We start from the raw sequence: 22,812 nt of genomic DNA, 5'->3' as shown, positions 1-22,812 counted from the left end.
GTTTAAGTAATAAAATAATCACTTTCTACATGAATCTTTTGTAGAGGTGATAAATAAATACTTGCTTTTATGATGATGATGACATTTATTGATGAACTGTATTGTTTTAAATTTCAATATAACCAAAGAGTTAACTCATAGAAAGTAATGCATTAACGTAAATTGATAATATTAATTCTATTAATAATAGAAAATAAAGGCATTAATTATAAATAAGCAGATAATAAATATGTTGTATGAAAATGGATAATATCGAAAATATAATTTTATCATATTGAATATGAGATAAGAGGCGATCTTTTCTTACTATTAGATAAAAAACAATATAGTAAGATAAGTGTGTTGTATCAGAGTTAATTAATTTATTTACCCTATACATTTCAATATTCTAAATAAAATTATGCAATTTAATTGGAATAAACACTGTTATTAAAAGGAATTAATATGCAATTAGATGATCACTTTTAATATTAATTAAATCGTTCTGTGTCAGAAATGCTCCCCTCCTCAGGGAGCATTTCACCGATAAAATGTATTGGGTAAAAAATTAACTCAAAATATGAGTAATAATGTTATACCCTTGGTGTAGTTCTGTTGAAAGATAAAGATTCACTTAAGTTATTCATGAATTCTATTGTTTTTATCAAATGATAATGATAATAGTTTACTTGACAAAAATACTTTCATTTATATACTAGCATCGGTCTAGTCTACAAGACTCGTAAGCGTTTACGTTAATCAACGCATATAACTTAATTTTTTTACCTTTATGGGTATTCGCCTGTTGTATTGGCGGTTATATGCCGTAGTACACGTTTTTATTGGGGTCTTTTCTATGTTTTTTCAAGATAAAAATAATATTTTGGGTATACCTAAATTGCCACCAAGAGCCATGATTTTTCTGGTTCCGTTTTTCCTATCTTTTGTGATGTGTGGCATTGTTTCTTTTATTAGTACAGCAAAAACAATGGGTTTAAATAGCCTTATGTTTGCACCTTGGTTCTCTTCATGGGGGGTATCTTGGATGATTGCGTTTCCAACCGTTTTATTCGTTTTACCCTTTGCAAGAAAGCTATCACTCTTATTAGTAAAACCACATTAATATTTCATATCCTATAATGCGTTATAACCTAATATGGCATCTAATACCGCTATTTTATTAGATGTTGTATTAGGATCAGCCATTGAAGTCTGTTTTTCTTAGCACTCTGTGAGATAGGTTATCGCGTTATGTCATTTAATGCGTTAGCCTTATTAAGTTATAGTGATGGTTCATTTAAAACCAGATAGAGGGCAAATAATTATTTTTAATCGTAACAATAAGATAAAAATGATTTTTGTCTCATTGCTTATATAGCAGGAGGCTTTGCATGAGTTTGTTATTTACGCCTAATAAATTAGGACCTCATCAATTAGACAACCGTATTATTGTTGCACCAATGTGCCAATATTCTGCGCAAGATGGAATACCCACATCTTGGCATACAATGCACTATGGGCAATTAGCATTATCAGGTGCCGCTTTAGTGATTATAGAAGCGACGGCGGTAGAGCCTCGAGGTAGAATTAGTTATAAAGATCTCGGATTATGGTCTGAGGAACATGGTCGCGCATTAAAACAGCTTATTAGCGATATAAAACAGCATACTAATGCTAAAATAGGTATACAGTTGGCTCATGCGGGGCGAAAAGCATCAACATCGTTGCCATGGGAAGGTGGAAAATCATTGGCTCCTGATGATGAGAATGGCTGGCAAAAAGTAGCGCCTTCTAGTATTGCTTTTGGTCAATATCATCAGCCTCAAGCATTAACAATTGATGAGATTGAAAAGATAAAAAACGCATTTGTTGAAGCAGCTAAAAGAGCTGAGTCAGCAGGTATTGATGTTATTGAGATACATGGTGCTCATGGTTATTTACTGCATGAATTCTTATCACCATTATCAAACCATCGCACCGATCAGTATGGCGGTGATTTTAATAATCGTAGTCGCTTGTTAATTGATGTTTTTACTGCAGTCAAAAAAGCAGTCTCTGACAAAATGTGTGTGGGAGTAAGAATATCGGCGACTGATTGGGTTGAGGGAGGATGGGATCTGGAAAGTTCTATCGCATTAACTCAACATCTTGAAGATCTCGGTTGCCACTATATTCATGTTTCTTCCGGTGGCTTATCAGACAAACAAGCCATCAAGCTAGGACCTAATTATCAGGTTCCTTTTGCTCAAGCCATCTATAATGAAACACAATTACCCGTGATTGCGGTTGGGTTAATTACAGAGCCAGAGCAAGCAGAAGCTATTTTACTGACGGAACAAGCTGATTTTATCGCATTAGGCAGAGGAATACTTTATGATCCTCGTTGGCCTTGGCATGCGGCTGAAAAGTTAAAGCAGACCATTAAAGTCGCTCCGCAATATTTGCGTTGTGCGCCACATGGTAGTAAAGATTTTTTTAAATAGCATAGTTGATAGCTAGAAGATAATGTATTTTTAAAACCACAGAGTTGCTGGAAAAATAGTTAACAAGTTGCAACTTTGTGGTTTTTCTATGTCACATTATTATAGATACTTATAATAATAGTGAAGGAGTGTAAGGAATGGATAAGGTTCAAAATCCGTTATTGTTACAACCACGGATTGCTTAGTCATGATGTGTTTTGGAATGCGGACACATCATCAAAGAATACAGCATTCTTTGATGGCTCATTAATTTATAGCGAGTCATAGTATGAACACGAAACATTGGTCACGTGTCGAATATTTACACGAAACAGTAAAAAATAAGAATATTATTATTAAAGGTCAACATAGCTATTACAGTGATTGTTGGGATAATGGCTTTGAAGCATCTGTAGTGCGTTACCTTTATGGCGATGAAATTAGCCTTCAGTGGGAACCCTTATGGGAAATCGATAAATTATATATCGGTGACTATGTTTGTATTGGTGCTGAAGCGGTTATTTTGATGGGGGGCAATCATACTCATCGTATGGATTGGTTTTCTCTTTATCCATTTTTAGACAATATTAAAGAAGCCTATATTGGTAAAGGTGATACTTATATTCACGATGGTGTATGGATAGGTATGCGGGCAATGATTATGCCTGGCGTTACTATTGGTGAAGGGGCTATTATCGCAGCAAATAGTGTAGTGACAAAAGATGTCGCTCCTTATAGTATCGTTGGTGGAATACCGGCTAAGCATGTTAAATACCGCTTTGAACCAAAAGTGATAGAGCAACTTTTATCTTTAAATATTTATAGTTGGTCAGAGAAAAAGTTTGCCGCATTAAAACCTTATTTATGCCAAGCTTCAATTGATAAGCTGTTAACTGCTCATACGCAATATAACCAAGATATGAAATAGAACTAAAGCCTTTAATAATATTGTTATTAAAGGCTTTTTGTTGACTACCATTGTCTTATCTAATTACATATAAACGGCCTTTATATCGACAGATATTGATGGGGTGTTTACATAGCAAAAATTAATTATTATTGATATTTTTATGAGGAAACGATGATCTATCTGCATTCTGGTGGCGGTGACTCCGCTAAACAACAAAGAGTTAATCAAGCCGCAACAGATAAAGCGCAACAAATTGCCCAAGATCAGCAATCTTTACTCTATACCATCTCCTCAGAGAGTGATTTTCCGACGACGGTTGAAAATATCGGCGCTATTTTATTAATTGAGCCCAGTATTGAATTAGCTCTAGAGGTGTGTCGCCGTTATCAATCATCAACAGAGATAGTGATGGCTGAAAGTGCAATCACGGGGGCAAAGTTGACTGTATGCCAAATTGAATTTGAAGTGATAAAAATTTGTGTTATTTAACGGCTAAAGTTGTTGCAAGGTCTTTCTTGTTATCCACATTAACTGTGGATAACTCTTGCTTTACATGTGAGTAATCAATTTACCCATTGATTTTATTTGATATTTTCATGTGATTGAAAAGTATCCACAAAGATTTATCTGATCAAATAAAATCGGACGATATTAATTAACCCACAGCATAATAAAATCTGTCGTTTTTAATTTGAAGAATAAAACGACAGATTAGCGGTTATAAAAGCGATGGTTTATCGAATAAAGGGGTTGGCTTACCATGCTCATCAACGGCAACAAAATTAAATTGGCCGTGGATCACTTCTTCTCGTCCTTCGGCATACATATCTTCGAGAAAAATAGAAACATTTACCGTTAGACTGGTACGCCCGACACGTATTACCTCACCAACTAATTCAATAATGGTGCCAGAGGGAATAGGGTGATTAAAATTAATTTTCTCTGTAGAAACTGTCACTAAACGTTTACGGCAAAAGCGCGTAGCGGTAATAAAAGAGACTTCATCCATCCATGCTAATGCCGTTCCGCCAAAGAGTGTGGAGTGATGATTGGTGGTGGTTGGAAAAATAACTTTAGAGACGCGGGTGATTGAGTGTTTAATTTTATCTTGCAACTCTAGAGATAAATCCGTTGTGGACATAATAAAACCTTATCTTTCTATACAGTAGGGATGATCCTAAAGTATAAAATAGAGAAAAATGAAAGCAAAGGAGAGGAATAGATGATATTCCTCTTTAATTTTAAAAGGTTATTTCACCGGTTAAAAATAGTACAGCATCACCAGTAAGCAATAAGCGCTCTTGTTTGAGTTCACACTGTATATTGCCTCCCCTCGCGGAAACTTGTCTGGCATTTAATTTATCTTTGTTTAATTTTTTTGCCCAAATTGGAGCTAATACACAATGTGAAGTGCCAGTTACCGGATCTTCATTAACCCCTTTACGTGGTGCAAAAAAGCGTGAAATAAAATCAAAAGGCGCATGACCTTTCGCGGTCAATATTACACCGGGAAGTGGTAGTTGTGTTATAGCATTAAAGTCAGGTTGATAATCAATAACCTTGTTAGGATCAGCCACAAAGCAGGTATATCTGTCGTGAGATTGCCAAACTTCTTCAATATCTATGTTTAGTGCCGTTTCTAATGATGGTTTTATAGTTGGATTTAATGATGCAGGTACTTGAGGAAAATCGAGAGTAAAACTTGAAGAATGACAAGATACCGTGAGCTCTCCAGACAAAGAATGGAATTTAAAGCTTGTCGCAGGTGCTTTGTTAATCGTTTTTAATACAAAAGCCGTGGCTAAAGTCGCATGTCCACATAGGGGAACTTCTACTTTAGGCGTAAACCAGCGAATATGATTGGCAACTAAAAAAGCCGTTTCAGGTAAACCAATCTCATTAGCTAATTTAAGTAGTGTGTCATCGGGTAGCCATTTATCTAACAAAATAACCGCAGCCGGATTTCCGGAAAAAGGTGTTGAAGTAAAAGCGTTAACATAATAAATGGGAAGCGTGTTCATAAAGTACCTTAATCGGAAAGAGGAAGAAGAAACAATTTAGCAGAGCAAAACAGTGATAAAAAGTGGCTGGAAGTAAAAATAAGAAGTAGGGGATTTAGAATAATATAATTAATGAATTATTAAAAATGGAGTATTTGTCAATAAGATCAAGAAAATATTTGAAGAATAAATATTTTTATAACAAAAATAGCTTAATTTATTTTTTAACTATAAATGATTGATGAAGTGCACAGAGCATTTATACCTGAAAAACAATCAATCTATATCAGGATTATTTATAAAATTAATAGGCTCTATAAAAATAGAGTAAAACTTCAACAATTGTAAAATGACAATAAATTACTTGAAGTGATTCAAATTTTTTAATCTCTAGTTAGTTTTAGTAAAATTTTGTGGTATTGTTAACAATAGTTTGACTATATTATTTATAAATTAAATGTTTTTACTTAGTATTGATATTGGTCGTATAATGATTTAATTTTATTAAACTAATATTGACTAACTTAAAAACTTGTAACATTAGGTATTATAAAGGATAAAGTATGGCAAATATCATCTATCTGTCAATAACAGGCAACAAACAAGGGTTGATTTCACGGGGAGCTTCAACGATTGATTCTATTGGTAATAAATACCAGATTGGTCATGAAGATGAAATACTAATATTTGAATTTTCCTCTAATATTTCTATCAGCCAAAATGTTAGTTTTCAACCAATAGATATTCGTAAGCCAATTGATAAATCATCCCCATTGCTTGCTCAGGCATTGACAAATAATGAAATATTAACTTGTAATTTTTCATTTTATCGTACCTCTATGTCTGGTGGAGTTGAATTATATTATAAAATAAAACTTACAGAAGCTTCTATTACTAACTTAAACTGTTTCTATCCTAATTCTGTGACACATAATGATTCTCAGCCAGAAGAAAGTCTTTCAATACGATTTAAATCAGTGGTGTGGGAACACGTAACGGCAGGAACAAGTTCTTATAGCATTTGGGATGAAAGGGGGTTCTGATGCCAACAGCTAGAGTATTATCAACTATACCAGCTTACAATCGTGAATTTGATGATTATTGTCGTAAATTGAAAACTCTTTCTGAGCGTGCGACAGTTTATCTTTTGCATGATCCCGAAATAAAAACAATTTATAGGGAGAATATTAGTAGGACGATAGCATATTTACGTGAAGAATTTTATCGAAAAATGAACAGTGGTGAAGATTATTTTACTTATAGAAATAGTCGCCAAAATATATTTAATGGTCTTATTTATTTATATCAAAATGAAGAGACGGATTATCAGAAGGGGAGAAGAAAAGACTGGTCTATTTATGAAAGTACAAAAAAATTTGAAGAGCAGGGATGGATTTTCTATACAAGAGAAGGGTTTCAAGTCCTTGGTGGTGGTGTTCAAATAGCGGGTGGATATTTGACATTTAAAACAGGAAAAATAGTGAGATCAAATAAATTAAAAGGAATAGGTACTTTGGCTATTGCAACAGGATTTAGTGATATCGCTGAACATAGTGCTATCATCCAATATGAGATAACTAAAGGTGAGTCTGGAGGGTATAATAATAATTACATACAAAATATTATGGCTGATATTTCTGAATATGCGGGATATAGTAGGAATAGCGGGGCGTTGACTTACAAGACAGTAGATTTTGGTGTTAGTTTGTTTCTTTCATTTGGTGCATTAGTTAAATTAAAAGATCCTAAAAGGTTACTAAATACTCCTTTTATTCCTATAAAAAATAGAAATAAAGCTATGTATCCTAGCTTAATTGATCGTTGGTTGAATGAAAAGGGGGGGCTTTTTTTATGGCATGCAATGCGTGCTGATTTTACATTTAAAGTAAAACAAATGTCACATCCTTATTTCTTATATACTTCTGCTATGGCAGCAAATAAGTTTAGGTTATTACTTTCGGAATATACTGATAACTAAATTTTTTATTTTTATTTTTATATATATAATTGTTAATTTTGTTGCTAGTTTTATATTTCGGAATGAATGCCATGAGCCAAATAAATATACAAATAGAACGATTAATAAGCTAATTGATATTTTACTTTGTAGTGTAAGAGTTATACTTTTACTAAAAATAAAGAAAAGAGAGAAAACTATTGTAAAAAAAGTGGTTTGTAAATTACACTTTATATTAAATTTTATATTTCTACATAAAACACTTTTTTCTATATTTCTCAATATGTTTTTTTCTTTTTTGTTTAGCATATGGCTTATCCTATACCCTTGAGTAGTTTTCAAGGTTAACATTTTAATTTATTTAATTAAAAGACTCAATTTTAAGCAGAACGAAAATTTTCTATTGAAGCATTATCTCGTAAATTTCTCTTCTATGATATCATTTTTTATTGTCACTTTCAGAACATAGTCTGTGAGACCTCTTTTCTTTATTTCTAATATCTGTGGTGTATCTCTATATAGAACTTTGCATTTATATTTTATTTTTATAAAAAAACTCCCCAAATTAGAGTAGAAGTGTCTAATTTGAGGAGCGTAGTTGAGTTATAGGGTAAAAAATGTTACCTAAAACTCATTATGCTTGCGCATTCTCTTTATCATCTGCACTTTGTAACAGTTTACGCACAGGAATAATTAATGCTGCAAGAACAACAGCACAAATAACCAATGCTATAGAGACGTGAGAGAAGAAATCAGGCATAACATCAAGTTTATCAGGACGAATATTTCCACCCATTAAACCTGCGGCTAAGTTACCTAATGCACTCGCACAGAACCATAAACCCATAACCTGTCCACGCATTCTTGCTGGCGCTAAAATGGTCATCGTCGCAAGTCCTATAGGGCTTAAACATAATTCACCTAGGGTCAGCAATAAAATACTGGAAATTAACCATAATGGTGAAACACCACTGCCTGTTGCAAGCACGCTTTCAGAGGCGTACATCATGACGGTAAAGCCACCTGCAGCGAATAAAATACCAATCACAAATTTGCTCATGCTACTTAAATTCATATTGTTGCGTGCTAGCATTGGCCATAACCAGCTAAATACAGGGGCAAGAATAATAATAAATAGCGCATTGACTGATTGGAACCAAACCGCTGGGATCTCAAAGCCCATAAAATTTAGATCAGTATAGTCGTTAGCAAATAAGTTAAATGAGGTTGGTTTTTGTTCGAATGCAGACCAAAACAGTGCCGCTGAAACTAATAATAGGAAGCAAACAAACAGGCGAGAACGGTCACTACTACTTAATCCTGCAAATAGGAATAAATAGATAAAATAGGCGATAACACTGCCGGAGATCACATAAACCATAAAATTGGCAACAATAACCGGATTAAATGGAATAGTGCCTGAAATAATTAAACCAACAATGGCAATTAATATCACAGCAAGTGCTAATACCCATTGTCCGACATTACGACGCACAACAGTAGGGCGATCCCAACTTGAATCTAAGCCAACTTCTTTATCAAAGCGACGCATTGTCGGTACGGCATAAAAGCGGAAGATCAGTAGTGCAACTAGCATACCAATACCACCAATACCAAAGCCCCAATGCCAGCCATAATCACGGACTAAGAAGCCGGTGATCAGTGGTGCGATAAATGAGCCCATATTGATCCCCATATAAAACAAGGAGAAACCACCATCGCGGCGTGTATCATCTTTTTTATACAGGGTTCCCACCATAACAGTGACACAGGTTTTAAATAGGCCTGTACCTAATACGATAAGCAATAAGCCGATAAAAAATAGGTTCTGAGACCAAAACGCTGAAAGTGCGATAGAAAGGTGCCCTAATGCAATAAAGATAGAGCCATACCAAACCGCAAGACGTTGTCCCAACCAATTATCAGCCAGCCAACCTCCTGGCAATGATGTTAAATAAACACCACCAGCAAAAATTCCCACAATAGCAGATGCCTGCTCTCGAGGAATATCCATACCACCTTCATAAACGGTTGCAGCCATAAATAGGATTAATAATGGGCGAATACCGTAGAAAGAAAATCTCTCCCACATTTCTGTGAAGAACAGAGAGCTTAAAGGGTATGGATGGCCAAAAAAGGTTCGGCTTGATTTTGAGTGAGTAGATTGCATCTTAAATTCCCAAAAAAAACCTTTGCAGGTCGTTTGCAAGTAAAAAGAACAAAATATCAGTAGGAGGCAATACAGAATTATTTCATTCTGTTATCAATTGCTACTACATTTAATTAATATATTTTTAACACACTTTTAGTGAACTTCAGTGACTAAAAGCATATTTAATACTTTATAAACCATTTTTTAGTGCAAAAGTCGATAAAAATCTCATTTTGCAATAGTTAACCTTGCAATTTTTTGAAAAAAAAGGACAAGAAAAAGTAAAGAGGTGTAAACGTGGTGTGTAAATATTTTTCTTATTAAACAATAAATTATGAAAAATAAAATAAAAAAATTAACAATTAGACCTTTAAGAGAGAAAGTGTAATTTTTTATTGAAAAAAAACTATTAACTAAATCTATTGGTGGATTTTTTGACTATTTTCTTTGCGGGGTACGAAAGCTTATCCATGAGTAAATAAGATTAAAAAATACCACCGCAGCGGTGAAATAAAAAACAGCTCTAAATCCATAATTGGCCGCAACAAACGCGCCCATTAACGGTCCAGTAACATTTCCTACATCTCGTAAGGCTTGATTATAGCTGAAAATTCGACCAGCAATTGCAGGGGTAATATTGTATAAAATAAGCGTTTGTACCGCAGGTAACATGGCAGCGTTTACTGCACCCAATAAAAAACGTAATGCGCCTAGTTCCCAATAATTACTGACGAGTGCCATCGGAATAAGCATAAAAATAGATAAACCCAATGTGAAAATAAGCACCTTATCAGGGCCTATGCGATCACCTAATTTACCAAAACGAGGGGCACTAATTAAAGCGGCAATACCGGGAACAGATGCAATCACACCACTAATAAAGGCAAGATTACTGATAGAGCCGGCTAGATCACGGATATAAAGTGTTAAAATAGGCGTAACAGAGCCTGTTGCCACTTGGATAATCATGGTGGTGAAAAACAGGCAAATGACTAATCTTTTATTTTTGAGTGATGAAAAAACTTGCTGGGTGGATAATGCATCTTTTTTAGAAACAGGGGTAAAATTTTCGCTAACAAAAAATAGGGTCACTATAAAACAGATAAATAAAACCGCGGCTGTAATAAAGAAAACCGGACGTAAACCGTAGAGATCGGCAAGTATTCCACCAATTAATGGCCCAATTAATGCACCACTTACCGCACCCGTAGAAAGAGTTCCTAATGCCCAACCACTTTTTTTAACGGGCACTTGTGTGGCGATAAGAGCATTAGCATTAGGCACAAAACCCCCTAATACCCCTAATAAAGCGCGTAAAATTAACAGTTGCCAAATATTTTGAGCAAAACCAATGAGTACCATGACGATCGCCATACCTAAGGCAGAACGTAATAGCATTAATTTGCGTCCTTTTCTATCTGACAATTTTCCCCAAAAAGGTGCCGCTATGGCAGAAAAGAGAAAAGTAATACTAAAAGCGACACCAGTCCATAGGTTTAAGGACTCATGATCTTTAATGCCAAGCTCTTCTACATACAATGGTAGAAAAGGCATAATCAAGCTAAAGCCGGCACCCGTTAAAAAACAACCAAACCAGACAATGTAGAGATTTCGTTTCCAAGAATTGTTGCGGGGCTTTAGGTTCATGTCACTCCTTTATCTAAGAATGTAAACGAAGCACATAAAGTGAGAATAATGGTGTTTGCGTTGTTTTTTTTATCTCAATGTTGGTTATCTATTCTTAAATAAGAATATCGCCATAATACAAAATAACAACGATAGGTAGTGCTTTATAATGTGTTTATTTGCAGGAAATAATAGTAGTGAGTATGGCTAATTTTATTATTTTAGTCTTGTATTTTAATCTTGGTTAAGAGAGTCAATCTGTTTGTCAGTGACTGTTTTTTTATTAAAACAGTCACTGATGGGGACTAGTGTACTTTCTTTATCTCATTATATAAAGAAGCTTCTCCAGGTGGGCGGGTTTTAAAACGACGGTGTAACCACATATATTGATCAGGAGCACGTAAAATTTCTTGTTCGACCACTTTATTCATTGCGATAGCGGTGTTTTCTTCACTATCGATGGGAAAATCAGCTACGGCAGGTGAAATAATTAGTTCATAACCTTTTGCTTCAGGTAAGCGCTTTGGTGTAAACGGGATCAGAGCCGGATGACTGGTTTTGACTAGAATATAGGTTCCTGTTGTTGTCGCTGCTTTATCTACGGCAAAAAGTGGGGCAAAGACACTCTTTCGTGGGCCGTAATCGTGGTCAGGGGCATACCAGAGGATCTCTCCTGCTTTTAAATTGCGGATCATACCTTTGACATCTTTTCTATCTAACATAAATTTGTTAGAACGCAAACGACCCCAAGTTTGTAACCAGTCCATAACTGGATTGTCATTAGGGCGATACACACCAATACCGGGGTTTAGCATGCCAAATATACGTGCACCTAACTCTAGAGTTAAAAAGTGTATACCAACGACAATAATACCTTGGCCAGTTTCTTGTACTTTTTGAATATTTTCTCTACCACTGATTTTAAACCAACGTTTCACACGCCAATCAGGCCAAAACCAAGCCATTCCTGTTTCAAATAGCCCCATACCTACGGATTCGAAGTTTTTATTCACTAACGCTTCACGTTCATTTTTAGGCATGTCAGGAAAACATAGCTCAAGATTACGTTCTGCTATTTGTACACGTTTTTTTAAAAAGACTTTAGATAAACGACCTAGCCGTGTACCCAACCAGTAGATAACGGGATAAGGGAGCAGAACGAGAAGATAGAGTAATCCTATCCCCAACCATGTCAGCCAATATTTGGGCTGTAAAAATGATGTTTTAAATGGAGGTGACTTTATCATAAGCCTATCTATTTACTATTTTTCCAATGAATATTCTATATTGTGACACTTTTTACCGCAGATCAGAAATTTTGTCATAAATTTGGCGCTACAATATCAATTCCTTGTAATGCGGTAACTAATTCTGCGATATTTTTAACGGCCATTTTATCCATCACTTTTGCTCGATGTACCTCAACTGTTCTGATAGAAACACAGGCAGTTTCAGCAATTTCTCGATTCATTAGGCCTTGAATAACATAATATGCAATATCTTTTTCTCTTGGTGTCAGTGAGGCATAACGGCGACGGATATCATCAGCCGTAAAGCGTGTTGCAGTTTCGGTAAAGGCGGATTTCAGTGCAGAGAGTAATGCATTGCTATCAACGGGTTTTTGTAAAAAATCAATGGCACCTTTTTTTATTTCTTCAACCGCCATCGGAATATCACCATGACCCGTTAAGAAAATCACTGCTAGCGTACTGTGTTTTTCAATTAAATATTGATGTACTTGTCTACCATCTGCTTTAGGCATTCTCATGTCTAACAGCACAACCCCTTGCTGATAAAGGTCAATATTATGGAGAAAATATTCGCTGTCATTCCAAACCTGCGCCGCATAACCTAAGCTTTCTAATAGAAATTGGCAAGCATCGGTGACGGCGAGATCGTCATCAACCAGATGAATTGTTGGCATTTTTCTTCCTCTAATTATTGTTATTGGGGAAAATAAGGGTGATTTTTAATCCAACATTATTTTGCTTATCTTTTTGATTTTCTATGTGAATATCAGCACCTTGTGAATTTAATAAGCGTTGGCAAATCACCAAACCTAAACCAAGACCTTCTGTTTTGGTGGTTTGAAAAGGGGAGAAAGGTTGTTCAAGCTGGCTATGGCTCATTCCTCCCGCATCATCTTTGATCACAATTAACAACCTATCTGGCGCTTTATGGGTGCTTATCTGTAGCACTTTAGTACCCGCCTGTAGGCTATTGGTGATCAAATTAGATAATATTTGCTCTAATAATGTTTCAGGTAAGTATAGGGTATCATGTTTATCAATCTTAGTGATCAGAGTCACTTGTGGATATTTTTCATCAATACGTAATAACCGCCAAATATGTTCAATACATTGGGCAATATTTTGTTCTGACAGTGGCACTGTATCACTATTTGCTGATTGCTTACCTACCCATAAACGTAGATTGCGAATAATATCTGCGCCACGTTGGGCTTGTTGGTCTATCTGTCGTAATGCGGGGAGTAATGGATGATTTTTGTTCTCTTTTTCTAGGCGGATAGCACTACCTTGGGCATAACTTTTGATCGCAGAAAGAGGTTGATTAAGCTCATGAGCAAAGCCTGACGCCATTTCACCTAAAATATTTAAACGCTGAGCTTGTTCTAATGCCTCTTTTTGCTCTCTTAAATGGATATGCGCTTGTTCTAATTGATGGCTACGTCTTCTGACCAAATAACTAATCCAGATTTGGTTGAAAACCAGTAAGATAATGGCACCCAATGATAATCCGATAATAAAACGGTGCTGGATAGCCCAAATTTTCGCATCTTGCCAAAGTTGTCGCTGCCTTGGGTGTTGGTTGACTTCTCGGAGTAAATTTTCCACTTGAGAATGAGAAGCGGGTGCCCCCCATTTCATGGCGTCGCTTTCATCATTGAGTAATGTTCGTGTTACTTTATCCACTAATGTGTCAGGAACAGTATCTAATGCAGCAAATGACCAATTAGGATAGAGCGGAGTACTGGTTAAACAAGAAGTATTGGTAGAATAATTTAATAATGGACGATAATCTTCTTTATTAATAAGACCTTCGTTATCCATATTTTCTAATAAACAAACTGGGATGATCGCTGCATTAATATCGCCATCACGTAATAAGTAAAGTAACGCATCAGCCGGAAAACCACTAAAACGTAATGTAAAATCCTGTTCAGGATCAATCCCTTCTTCACGCAGTGCTTTGTAACCTAACAGATATCCACCAAAGGCATCTGGTGCAATGGCGCCAACACGCTTTCCGACTAATTCATGAATCGATGTAATTGCGCTGTCTTTGCGCACCAAAATAAGGCTACCAATCACATTTCTTGTTGTGTTATCCGGCTCATAACCCGAGCGTAAAGAGAGTAACCAACGTAGCGGATATGCACTATCAAGCTGGACAAATTGCGCTGGATTCGTCAATAGAAAATCTACTCTCTTGTCTGCCACTGCTTGCTTCATTTCTGACAAGTTAAGTGGTAACAGCAGAAAGCTATCTGTGGGTATTTGTTGATCTAAGGTATCGATAAGCGGTTGCCAATGTCTTTGGGTTGAGGCGTCGCCTCGCAACGCTAACACACCAATAGTCCACTCTTTGGCAACCGCAGAAGAAGAGAGTAGAAAAAAGAGCAGTAATAAGCTCAAACTAGCGATTTTTTTTATCCCAATTGTCTGTTTTATCGTCATAACTATCTAATGTTAAATATTGTTTTGGATCAAGTTCGCACCGAGTATGTGGTAAACCACAATAGGTGGAGGACTCAGTAATTTTTACAATGCCATAAATACTTATTTTTTATTCCCTTCGCTCAATGTGGCAGGTATTTACTGAGTGATACTGGAGACAAATATGGATCTTGGTAAACGAAAATTCTTACAACAATTAGGGGTCCTTACCGCAGGTGCTTCACTGGTTCCTCTCTCTCAAGCAGGCATTAAACTATCCCCAGAGCGCCGTGAAGGCTCAGAGGATAAACGTTATGGCATGCTGATCGATCTGCGTCGTTGTGTTGGGTGTCAATCTTGTACAGTGAGCTGTACGATTGAAAACCAAACGCCACAAGGACAATTTAGGACGACAGTAAACCAATATCAAGTTGCTATCAAGGGACAAGAGGGGATAACGAACGTCTTACTCCCTAGATTATGTAACCATTGTGACGAGCCTCCGTGTGTACCTGTTTGCCCTGTTCAAGCAACATTTCAACGCAAAGACGGGATCGTCGTGATTGATAATGAACGTTGTGTAGGCTGTGCTTATTGTGTGCAAGCATGTCCTTATGATGCCCGTTTTATCAACCATTCCACTCAGACAGCCGATAAATGTACTTTTTGTGCTCATCGCCTAGAAGTTGGGTTATTACCTGCCTGTGTTGAATCTTGTGTGGGGGGCGCTCGTATTATCGGTGATATGAAAGATCCACACAGCACGATAAGTAAAATGATCCGCGAGCATGAACATGAATTAAAAGTACTTAAACCAGAAAGTGGCACCTTGCCACAAGTTTTTTATCTTGGTTTAGATGATGCATTTGTGCAGCCATTAGTTGGACAAGGGCAACCCGCATTATGGCAGGAGGTTCACTCATGATTTCATCCGTTTCGCAAATTCAAGAAGTGATAGCGATCCCCCAAGAATACTTTTGGTTACCTTGGGCAGTTCAATATTTCTTTTTTATCGGCATTGCGTGTTGCGCAACACTTTATGCATGCTGGCAATGTTGGAAAGGGCGTACAGGTAATCCTCGTTTAGAAGCTGTTGCGGTTTTTATTGCTGTTACGGCGGGGATCACCGCCCCTTTAGCATTAACCGCTGATCTCCATCAAACCGCACGTGTTTGGCATTTTTATGCTTATCCAACGCCTTGGTCGTGGATGGCATGGGGATCACTATTACTGCCACTCTTCTCTGCATTTAGTATTTTGTACTTTATTGCCATGGTCGTGCGTTTAGTGTGGAAACGTGAATATAAGTTAACGCGTTGGGTTGCTTTAGCCTGCGCCTTAACCTCGATAGGTTTATTGCTCTATACCGGCCGTGAAGCTTCTATTTTAAAAGCAAGACCGGTGCTTTATACCTACTGGCTGCCGATATTACTGTTTTTTAGTGCCATGCAAGTATTGCCTACGCTATTAGCATTAGGCACGCGACGAGAGCCTGTGTATCAGCGTGAACTGGCTATGTGGTTTATCGGATCTTTAATGTTACTTGCTGTATGTACAGGTTTTTGGATTGCGGGGGATACTATTTCAGGACAAGCCATTAGGCAACAATTGGCAATAGGAAGTTTAGGCTGGTGGAGTGCGATAGGGGTTATTGCCTTATGGATAGTGTCTGTTGCTATGGGCGGATTAATGGCAAAACAGGCACGCTCAGTGGCATTTATTACTGTAATGGCTTTTATTTCAATGGGATTAGCGTGGGTATTACGTTGGCTAATGTTAATGGGAAGCCAATATATTCCCAAATATAACATTATTACCAATCCTTATCAGTTCCCGCTGGGTAATGATGGATTATTAGCGATTGTTGGAACATTTGGGCTTTGGATAGCGTTAACCATTATATTCAGAGAAAGTATTCGTTGGGTTGTCAGGAGAGTACAGCATGGCTAAGTTTACAAGACGTCAATGGCTTAAAGGTGGATTGGTTATCGGTGGTATTGCCGCATTTGCTGCCAGTTATCGCGATGTTGCTAAGCGTGCTGTCGACGGTCTCGTTGATGGGACTTCTGGTAAGGTTACTTTGGATAGGATCAACGGTAACTCTTTATTACCAGAAGGTAAAATCACGGCGAAAGCGAATTGGCAACCTAATACCAATCAAGCTGTTTGTATGACTCAGTGCTTTGGTTGTTGGACTCAGTGCGGTGTGCGTGCGAGAGTCGATCGTAACAATAATCAAGTATTACGTATTGCAGGAAATCCTTATCACCCATTATCTCAGGATATCCATTTTGGTTATAACATGCCAATAAAAGAAGCCTTTGAAAAAATGGGGGGCGAAAGTGGTTTAGCTAACCGCTCTACGGCTTGTGCCCGTGGTGCGACAATGATGGAAAGCCTCGATAGTCCTACTCGTATTCTTGAACCCATGAAACGAGTGGGTAAACGAGGTGAGGGGAAATGGCAACGAATTAGCTTTGAGCAACTGATCAAAGAAGTGGTTGAGGGGGGCGATTTATTTGGTGAAGGGCATGTTGATGGCTTACGTGCTATCCGCGATTTAGCAACACCCATTGATCCTAAACAGCCAGCCCTAGGACCTAAAGCAAATCAGTTATTAGTTACTAATGCTGGGGATGATGGCCGAGATAGCTTTATTCGTCGCTTTGCACAAAATGCCTTTGGTAGTAAAAATTTTGGGGCTCATGGCTCTTATTGTGGATTAGCGTATCGTGCCGGCTCCGGTGCATTAATGAATGATCTGGATAAAAACGCTCATGTGAAGCCTGATTGGGATCATGTTGAATTTGCACTATTTTTAGGTACCTCACCTGCGCAATCAGGTAATCCATTTAAACGCCAAGGTCGCCAATTAGCGAATGCGCGTATTCGTGGCTCATTTAACTATGTGGTTGTGGCACCTGCTTTGCCATTAACCACCACGTTAGCTAATGATCATGGCCATTGGGTACCCGTGCAACCGGGAACAGATGCTGCTTTAGTGATGGGTATGATCCGCTGGATCATTGAAAACAAACGCTATAATGCTGAGTATTTATCGGTGCCCAGTGAAGTGTCGATGAATAATGTTGGAGAGCGAAGCTGGACTAATGCGACACATTTAGTCATTAGTGATGAAAATCATCCACTGTCAGGGCAGATGTTAACCGCCGCGCATCTTGAGGATATTGCCGATGATGGCGAAGCGCAAAATATGGTTATAGCCCTTAATGGACAGCTTACAGCAGCGACGCAAATAGACAGAGCACAGCTTTTTGTTACTCAAAAAGTGACATTAAAAACAGGTATTGAGGTTACAGTAAAATCAAGTTTCCAATTATTAACTGAAGCTGCAAGTCGCATGTCATTGGCGGAGTATAGTGAACGTTGTAAAGTACCTGAAAGCACTATTGTTGCCTTAGCGCGTGAATTTACTGACTACGGACGAAAAGCTGCGGTTATCTCACATGGTGGCATGATGGGGGGAAATGGTTTCTATACGGCGTGGAGTGTCATCATGCTAAACGCTTTAATTGGAAATCTAAACCTGAAAGGGGGAGTATCTGTCGGTGGAGGTAAATTTAATGGTGCGATAGATGGCCCTCGTTACAACATGGATAGCTTTAAAGGCAAAATTAAGCCTAAAGGAATGGTGCTATCGCGCAGTAAAGCGGCCTATGAACAATCTGATGAATATCGTGAACGGATCGCGAAAGGGGAGTCACCTTATCCTGCTAAAGCACCGTGGTATCCGTTTGCCGCAGGGCAATTAACAGAGCAACTGGGATCGGCATTAGCGGGTTATCCTTATTCATTAAAAGCATGGATAACCAATATGACGAACCCGCTATACGGTATTGCAGGTATTCGCCAAGTTATGGAAGCGCGTCTTAAAGATCCACAGCATCTACCATTGATTATTGGTATCGATGCTTTTATGAATGAGACCACTGCACTGGCGGACTATATTGTGCCTGATACGCATAACTTTGAAAGTTGGGGATTTAGTGCGCCGTGGTCTGGTGTACAAGTCAAAGCCAGTACGGCACGTTGGCCGATTGTAGAGCCTCGTGTGGCGAAAACAGCCGATGGTCAACCTATATCAATGGAAACTTTCTGCATTGCGGTTGCTAAAGCATTAGACTTACCCGGCTTTGGTGAAAATGCGCTAGAAGATAAAGATGGGCATTTCCACGCAATTAATAGTGCTGAAGATTATTATCTGCGTGTAGCGGCTAATATTGCCTTTATGGGCGAACAGCCTGTAGCACCTGCCAGCCATGAAGATATTTTATTAAGTGGTGTCGATCGTATTCTTCCTGCTATTACTGCCACTTTAAAAGAAGAAGAAGTCCTAAGGGTGGCGAATATTTATACTCGTGGTGGGCGTTTTGCTCCTTATGATAAAGCATGGAATGGTGATGCGACAGGCCCGCAATGGAAGAAACCATTACAGATCTGGAATGAAAATGTAGCGAAGAATCATCATGCTATTACCGGTGAGCGATATAGTGGTTGCCCAACTTATTATCCACCGCGTTTATCTGACGGTAGCGATATACATCAACATTTTCCACAAGAGCAATGGCCATTAAAACTGATGTCCTTTAAATCTCATGTGGTAAGTAGCTCAACGGGCATGATCCAACGTTTAAGAATGGTAAAACCAAGCAATTTAGTCGCGATTAATCCGCTAGATGGTAAAAAATGGGGGATCAAGCATGGTGATAAAGTGCGCATAGTGACCCCTGGTGGAGAGGTTGAGGCTGAAATTAGTTTATTAGAGGGGGTTATGCCTGGAGTGTTAGCGATTGAACATGGTTATGGGCATAAAGAGCTAGGCTCACGTCAACACTATTTAGATGGGCAACCATTAGCTATGGATAAAGCAATAGGTAGTGGTATTAACTTAAACGACTTAGGCTTTGCTGATCCAACACGAGAAATAACGAATACTTGGTTAGATTGGGTTTCTGGTGCCTCTGTACGTCAAGGATTACCGGCAAAGATTGAGCGTATCGCCTAATAGTATGTAGCAATAGTGTCTTTTTGTTGTTGATGACTCTATTGGTGCTCACTTCACTCTAGGATAGCTGTAAGAGTGAAGTGAGTCATTCTATGACATATTGTGCTTATTAATATGTTTAGTGTCATATTGAATATGAAGAAGATTTTTTATGTTATAAAACATTGCTCTTAGGTGATTAAATATTTTTAATTTTTGATATATTCACCCATATTTATAATCCTATTATAGAGTTCAATGTTAAGTAATAGGAATTTGTTATTCCTCCAATTAATTAAACTATTAGCTTCATAATTTCATTCCATAAAATATATCAATCATTAAACGATAAGTTTGTATTTATTTCTCATAGATATATTTTAATATATTATATATAAAGAAGAGTTCAATTCTATTTTTTACATTTATTTTTTCAGTAATATGTCTTTTATGCGAATAAACGGTGCTATTGCTAATTTTTAATTTTTTGGCAATTTGATAGTTAGGCAACTCTCCCATCCAGTAATTTATGATTTTTTGTTCTTGTATGCTAAATATTGAGCAAAGAGAATGTTTATAAGTGGGGAAAAAAACTTGGCAACGAGAAGTTAATGTTGATGTTCTCTCTAATACCCAAGGTAGTACTCGTTTAGCAAGGATAAAACAGTTATTTGTCAAGGCGATAGGTCTATCTTTGTCTGGATAGTTGGCATCAATATAGAGGTATAAACGACACTCTTGAGTCAGTGAAAAGAAATATTGTAAGTGCTGACAATGTGCCACTTCACGACAATATTTAGTGAGATCAATAAAAATAATATCAGGCATAGAGTTATTAATATAATGATTAGCTTCTTCAATAGAAGACATATCAATAATTTCATGCCTTACATTTTTTTTTAAGAAGAAATGCCGAATACCATTACGAGTAAAGTAACACTCATCAATAATTAATATTTTCACTAATAACTTCCTTGTGATATCTATTTTCAAGTTATTAAAATAAAGATAACATAGTTTTATGTCAATTCGGGTTATATATCATTTTGTGAAAGATATATCGAATAAAAAGAAAATTATAATAACTTAATTAAATATAAATTAATTTATAATAATAACTAATTAAAAAAAACAGTATGAAAAATTAAAATGTTAGGGATAGATAATAGAGATAAACGAAATAAAAATGAAAGGTGATTATAACAATAAAAACGAGACAGGAGTACGAAAGTACTCCTGCTTGGTGTCTTAATGCTTTTCTCGAACTTATCTTTTTATCAATGCTTGGTGTTGTCTGATACAAAATCTTCAGATGATTCAATTTTATCAATACCTGCTTGAAGAATATAAATCAACTGTTTTGCTACATCAGTAGTAAGCCAAAGTGTTTTATCAACCACTGCATTGTCTGGATGGTGTTCGTTTTCAGGAAGATAATGTAAACGTAGCATCATCGCATCATAGATATCTACAGTGCTAATATCCCAGCCTACAACAGGATGTGTTTGAATAACTTCATTTTTTCTACTCATAATACCTCCTAATCATACAACCGGTTTTGACTAAGAGAGAAGCCCCCACGAAGTGGTTACTTTCCAGTATACGAAATTTGGCGCAATAAAAAAGCTAAATTTTGATGAAAAATGGAAAAGTACAACGAGGAATAGCAAAAAATATGCACCATAACTATCCCAGATAAGGGGTTATATGGTGCATAAAGAGAAGATATCAAGTCACTAATTGATTAATCGACACTAATATCCCAATGAATATCTTCATTTGCTAAGAAGGGGATTAATGCTTCATCACCACTCATAATTTTTGCAGGTGCAGTAACAGATTTTTCCGTTAAGGTAATAGAGCCTTCATTAACCGGTAAACCATAAAAACGTGGGCCATTGAGTGAACAGAAGGCTTCAAAGTGAGAAAGGGCATTGAGCTCTTTAAATACGCTAGCATAAGCTGCTAAAGCGGTGGGGGCGTTAAACACGCCAGCGCATCCACAAGATGATTCTTTGCGATGTTGTAAATGAGGTGCGGAGTCAGTACCTAAGAAGAAACGCGAATGGCCTGATGCAACGGCTTGCCTTAATGCCTCTTGGTGTACATTACGCTTAAGGATAGGTAAACAGTACAAGTGCGGTTTCACACCACCGACAAGCATATGATTACGGTTAAACATTAAGTGTTGTGGTGTAATAGTTGCACCAAGAAATTCATTTCCCTCTAAGACATACTGTGCCGCTTCTTTGGTGGTGATATGTTCAAAAACAATTTTTAAGGCAGGAAATTGTTTGCGAACGGGAGCCATCACGTTATCAATAAAACGAGCTTCTCTATCAAAAATATCGATATCTGATGCAGTAACTTCCCCATGAATAAGCAATGGCATACCTATTTTTTCCATCACACTAAGAATAGGATAGATTTTATTGATATCGGAAACACCATGGCTAGAATTTGTCGTCGCATTGGCGGGATAAAGTTTACAAGCAGTAAATACGCCTTGTAGAAAACCTTGTTCAACTTCTGATGGCAGAGTGCTATCCGTTAAATAGCAGGTCATTAATGGTTCGAATTTATCGCCACTAGGAATAGCTGCTTTTATGCGATCACGATAACGACGGGCGGCTTCAATGGTGGTGATCGGGGGAACAAGATTTGGCATTACGATAGCTCTGCCAAAATAACGACTGGTATAAGGAACAACGGTTTTTAGCATGTCATCATCACGAAAGTGAACATGCCAATCATCAGGACGGCGAATAGTGAGGGTGATAGGTTGTGCAGTGGTCATATACCGGCTCCGTGTGTCTTAGGAAAATCGAAAGATCAACGATTGGATTGGACTGGATAGTCAAGCCGGAAATGAATAGTAATACGAAAACGATTAAATAGCTACCTTTTTAATGCTATTTTTTATTGTGTGAGGGAAAACAGAGAATAAAATCAAATAGTTACGAGGGTAATGCTAATAGAAATGGCTCCTCCAACTGGACTCGAACCAGTGACATACGGATTAACAGTCCGCCGTTCTACCGACT

At 37.3% G+C, this 22,812-nt stretch carries 19 protein-coding genes; 9 read left to right on the top strand and 10 right to left on the bottom strand.

The features are described from left to right. Positions 1-835: 835 nt before the first annotated feature. The 4 genes from AACQ49_RS17460 to AACQ49_RS17445 all read left to right on the top strand — a co-directional run bounded on the left by AACQ49_RS17460 (position 836) and on the right by AACQ49_RS17445 (position 3,840). Positions 836-1,102, top strand: coding sequence for a DUF2798 domain-containing protein (locus tag AACQ49_RS17460; protein ID WP_012368076.1), 267 nt, complete (start codon positions 836-838; stop codon positions 1,100-1,102). A 268-nt stretch (positions 1,103-1,370) separates the two neighbouring features. Continuing rightward, positions 1,371-2,462 carry an NADH:flavin oxidoreductase/NADH oxidase gene (locus AACQ49_RS17455; RefSeq protein WP_012368075.1) on the top strand — a complete coding sequence of 364 codons (1,092 nt, stop codon included), beginning with the start codon at positions 1,371-1,373 and terminating at the stop codon, positions 2,460-2,462. Between the two features lie 268 nt (positions 2,463-2,730). Continuing rightward, the gene (locus tag AACQ49_RS17450; RefSeq protein ID WP_063108403.1) at positions 2,731-3,369 is read left to right on the top strand and encodes a CatB-related O-acetyltransferase; all 639 of its coding nucleotides are present in this window, start codon (positions 2,731-2,733) and stop codon (positions 3,367-3,369) included. 153 nt (positions 3,370-3,522) lie between these two features. After that, positions 3,523-3,840 (top strand): hypothetical protein, encoded by a 318-nt coding sequence (locus AACQ49_RS17445; RefSeq protein WP_004243593.1) that lies wholly within the window; start codon positions 3,523-3,525, stop codon positions 3,838-3,840. Positions 3,841-4,069: 229 nt separating this feature from the next. Here AACQ49_RS17445 and AACQ49_RS17440 read toward each other — a convergent pair whose 3' ends face one another. Beyond that, entirely contained in the window at positions 4,070-4,492 is a 423-nt protein-coding gene (locus AACQ49_RS17440; protein WP_004243592.1) for an acyl-CoA thioesterase, read from the bottom strand. A gap of 100 nt (positions 4,493-4,592) precedes the next feature. Continuing rightward, the gene (locus AACQ49_RS17435) at positions 4,593-5,372 is read right to left on the bottom strand and encodes a PhzF family phenazine biosynthesis protein (RefSeq protein ID WP_036895248.1); all 780 of its coding nucleotides are present in this window, start codon (positions 5,370-5,372) and stop codon (positions 4,593-4,595) included. A gap of 542 nt (positions 5,373-5,914) precedes the next feature. Here AACQ49_RS17435 and AACQ49_RS17430 point away from each other — a divergent pair. Together AACQ49_RS17430 and AACQ49_RS17425 are read left to right on the top strand one after the other, a co-directional pair. Beyond that, the gene (locus tag AACQ49_RS17430) at positions 5,915-6,394 is read left to right on the top strand and encodes an Hcp family type VI secretion system effector (RefSeq protein WP_004243590.1); all 480 of its coding nucleotides are present in this window, start codon (positions 5,915-5,917) and stop codon (positions 6,392-6,394) included. Next, positions 6,394-7,329, top strand: coding sequence for a DUF4225 domain-containing protein (locus AACQ49_RS17425; protein ID WP_017827843.1), 936 nt, complete (start codon positions 6,394-6,396; stop codon positions 7,327-7,329). Before AACQ49_RS17430 ends, AACQ49_RS17425 begins: the two co-directional genes overlap by 1 nt. 613 nt (positions 7,330-7,942) lie before the next feature. On the opposite strand, the gene AACQ49_RS17420 is transcribed toward AACQ49_RS17425, so the two are convergent. The 5 genes from AACQ49_RS17420 to ttrS form a co-directional block, all read right to left on the bottom strand. Then, the gene (locus tag AACQ49_RS17420) at positions 7,943-9,478 is read right to left on the bottom strand and encodes a peptide MFS transporter (protein WP_004250754.1); all 1,536 of its coding nucleotides are present in this window, start codon (positions 9,476-9,478) and stop codon (positions 7,943-7,945) included. Positions 9,479-9,898: 420 nt separating this feature from the next. Beyond that, a complete protein-coding gene (mdtG, locus tag AACQ49_RS17415; RefSeq protein ID WP_004243586.1) occupies positions 9,899-11,107 on the bottom strand; it encodes a multidrug efflux MFS transporter MdtG in 1,209 nt (402 codons plus the stop codon). Positions 11,108-11,391: 284 nt separating this feature from the next. Next, positions 11,392-12,333 carry a Kdo(2)-lipid IV(A) acyltransferase gene (locus tag AACQ49_RS17410; protein ID WP_004243585.1) on the bottom strand — a complete coding sequence of 314 codons (942 nt, stop codon included), beginning with the start codon at positions 12,331-12,333 and terminating at the stop codon, positions 11,392-11,394. Positions 12,334-12,407: 74 nt separating this feature from the next. Then, entirely contained in the window at positions 12,408-13,010 is a 603-nt protein-coding gene (gene ttrR, locus AACQ49_RS17405) for a tetrathionate respiration response regulator TtrR (RefSeq protein ID WP_004243584.1), read from the bottom strand. A gap of 10 nt (positions 13,011-13,020) precedes the next feature. Further along, the gene (ttrS, locus tag AACQ49_RS17400; RefSeq protein ID WP_017628017.1) at positions 13,021-14,784 is read right to left on the bottom strand and encodes a tetrathionate respiration histidine kinase TtrS; all 1,764 of its coding nucleotides are present in this window, start codon (positions 14,782-14,784) and stop codon (positions 13,021-13,023) included. A 163-nt stretch (positions 14,785-14,947) separates the two neighbouring features. Between ttrS and ttrB the strand changes: the two genes are divergently transcribed. From ttrB to ttrA, 3 genes are read left to right on the top strand one after another with little or no spacing between them, the layout of a single operon-like run. After that, on the top strand, positions 14,948-15,688 hold the full coding sequence (gene ttrB, locus AACQ49_RS17395; protein ID WP_004243581.1) for a tetrathionate reductase subunit TtrB: 741 nt from the start codon (positions 14,948-14,950) through the stop codon (positions 15,686-15,688). After that, positions 15,685-16,713: a tetrathionate reductase subunit TtrC gene (gene ttrC / locus AACQ49_RS17390; RefSeq protein ID WP_004243580.1), complete on the top strand. Its 1,029-nt coding sequence runs from the start codon at positions 15,685-15,687 to the stop codon at positions 16,711-16,713. Before ttrB ends, ttrC begins: the two co-directional genes overlap by 4 nt. After that, a complete protein-coding gene (gene ttrA / locus AACQ49_RS17385; RefSeq protein ID WP_036918565.1) occupies positions 16,706-19,789 on the top strand; it encodes a tetrathionate reductase subunit TtrA in 3,084 nt (1,027 codons plus the stop codon). The genes ttrC and ttrA overlap by 8 nt, the downstream gene beginning before the upstream one ends. 339 nt (positions 19,790-20,128) lie before the next feature. Here ttrA and AACQ49_RS17380 read toward each other — a convergent pair whose 3' ends face one another. The 3 genes from AACQ49_RS17380 to pyrC all read right to left on the bottom strand — a co-directional run bounded on the left by AACQ49_RS17380 (position 20,129) and on the right by pyrC (position 22,565). Next, a complete protein-coding gene (locus AACQ49_RS17380; RefSeq protein ID WP_004243578.1) occupies positions 20,129-20,731 on the bottom strand; it encodes a response regulator transcription factor in 603 nt (200 codons plus the stop codon). 314 nt (positions 20,732-21,045) lie between these two features. Next, entirely contained in the window at positions 21,046-21,300 is a 255-nt protein-coding gene (bssS, locus tag AACQ49_RS17375) for a biofilm formation regulator BssS (protein ID WP_004248355.1), read from the bottom strand. A gap of 212 nt (positions 21,301-21,512) precedes the next feature. Then, positions 21,513-22,565, bottom strand: a complete 1,053-nt coding sequence (pyrC, locus tag AACQ49_RS17370) for a dihydroorotase (RefSeq protein WP_004248354.1) — start codon at positions 22,563-22,565, stop codon at positions 21,513-21,515. Positions 22,566-22,812 lie beyond the last annotated feature (247 nt).

It is taken from the genome of Proteus sp. G2675 (assembly GCF_963886535.1).
In the GTDB taxonomy this organism is placed as follows: Bacteria; Pseudomonadota; Gammaproteobacteria; order Enterobacterales; family Enterobacteriaceae; genus Proteus; species Proteus mirabilis.
The sequence above is the reverse complement of the archived record's forward strand: the minus strand, read 5'-3'. Positions and strand labels throughout refer to the sequence as shown.